Source organism: Mycolicibacterium arseniciresistens (assembly GCF_030519285.1).
Lineage (GTDB): Bacteria > Actinomycetota > Actinomycetes > Mycobacteriales > Mycobacteriaceae > Mycobacterium > Mycobacterium arseniciresistens.
Map to the genome: position 1 here is coordinate 1 of NZ_JAUMSQ010000140.1, position 1,678 is coordinate 1,678.

3 protein-coding genes are annotated in these 1,678 nt (G+C 72.9%); all 3 read left to right on the forward strand.

The window, feature by feature from the left end; genetic code table 11:
- On the forward strand, window positions 1-549 hold a 549-nt coding region (locus Q2100_RS17840), incomplete at its 5' end, for a YncE family protein (RefSeq protein WP_407667645.1).
- A gap of 5 nt (window positions 550-554) precedes the next feature.
- A complete protein-coding gene (locus Q2100_RS17845) occupies window positions 555-791 on the forward strand; it encodes a DUF5703 family protein (protein ID WP_264012514.1) in 237 nt (78 codons plus the stop codon).
- A gap of 7 nt (window positions 792-798) precedes the next feature.
- On the forward strand, window positions 799-1,678 hold an 880-nt coding region (locus tag Q2100_RS17850), incomplete at its 3' end, for a quinone-dependent dihydroorotate dehydrogenase (protein WP_302915140.1).

The window sequence follows — 1,678 nt, forward strand, 5'->3', positions numbered from 1 at the left end:
GGCGCGGTGGTCACACTCGCCACCGCGGACGGCGACACCGCCGCGGTGGCCGCGGAACTGAAGATCTTCGCCCGCGTCGACGCCCTTGCGGCACAGGGCGACACCATGGTGGTCCTCGACCGCGGGCAGACGTCGGTGACCACCGTCGACGCGTCCGGCACCGACGCCCGGCACGCGCTGCGCGCCGGTGAGGGCGCCACCACGATGGCCGTCGACCCGGCGGGGCGGGTGCTGGTGGCCGACACCCGCGGCGACGGGCTGCTGGTGTTCGGCACCGACCCGCTGATCCTGCGCCAGCGCTACCCGGTGCGCGGGGCGCCCTACGGGCTGGCCGCCTCACCGACGCTGTCCTGGGTGTCGCAGACTGCCACCAACACGGTCATTGGATACGATCTGGCCACTGGCATCCCGGTGGAAAAGGTGCGATATCGGACCGTGCGACAACCCGACTCCCTGGCCTTCGACGACGCGTCGGGCACGCTGTATGTCGTGTCCGGTGCGGGAGACGGTGTCCAGGTGATCGCGAACGCGGCGGCGGGCGGGCCGTGAGTGCCATGCACCGCGGCCGGATGCCGCAGGGCTGGGAGGGCGACCTCTCCGACGACTACGAGTGGGTGCCGTTGCGGCTGCCACCCGACGTCACCCGGCTGACCGCGTCGATCCGGCTGTCCATCGAAGCCGAATACCGCGGCTGGGAACTGACCCGGGTGCGGGCCTACACCGACGGCAGCCGACGGGTGTTGCTGCGCCGCAAGAAGACCGCGGGCATCACCGATCAGCCGGGACAGTGACCGGGTGATCTACCGCGCAGTCCGCCAGCTGCTGTTCTCGGTCTCTGCCGAACGCGTGCACACCTGGGTGTTCGCCCTGCTGCGCGCCGTCACGGCGGTGGCCCCGCTGCGTGCCGCGCTGACGCGCTGGCTTGCTCCGCGCGACCCGGTGTTGGCCACCACGGTGTTCGGGGTGCGGTTCCCCGGCCCGCTCGGCCTGGCCGCCGGCTTCGACAAGGACGGCCGCGGTGTGCGCACCTGGCCCGCGCTGGGCTTCGGCTACGCCGAGGTGGGCACCGTGACCGCGCACCCGCAACCGGGCAACCCGCAGCCGCGGCTGTTCCGGTTGCCCGAGGACCGCGCACTGCTCAACCGGATGGGTTTCAACAACTCCGGTGCGGCCGAGCTGGCGCAGCGGCTGGCGCGGGCGCGACCTGCCGCCCCCGTCGGCGTCAACATCGGCAAGACAAAGGCCACCGCGGCGCAGGACGCCGTCGCCGACTACACCGAGAGTGCCCGCCACGTCGGGCCGGTGGCCGCGTTCGTCGTCGTCAACGTCAGTTCCCCCAACACCCCTGGGCTGCGCGACCTGCAGGCGGTCGACTCGCTGCGGCCCATCCTCGCCGCGGTCCGTGCCCAGACGACGGCGCCGGTGCTGGTGAAGATCGCGCCCGACCTCGAAGACGGCGACATCGACCAGATCGCCGATCTCGCAGTCGAACTCGGCCTTGCGGGCATCGTCGCGACCAACACGACGGTGTCGCGGGAGCAGCTGCACACCCCCGGCGCGACCGACCTGGGCGCCGGCGGCGTGTCCGGGCCGCCGGTCGCGCGGCGTTCGGCCGAGGTGCTGCGCCGGCTCTACCGGCGCGTCGGCGACCGCCTGGTGCTGGTGAGCGTCGGCGGCA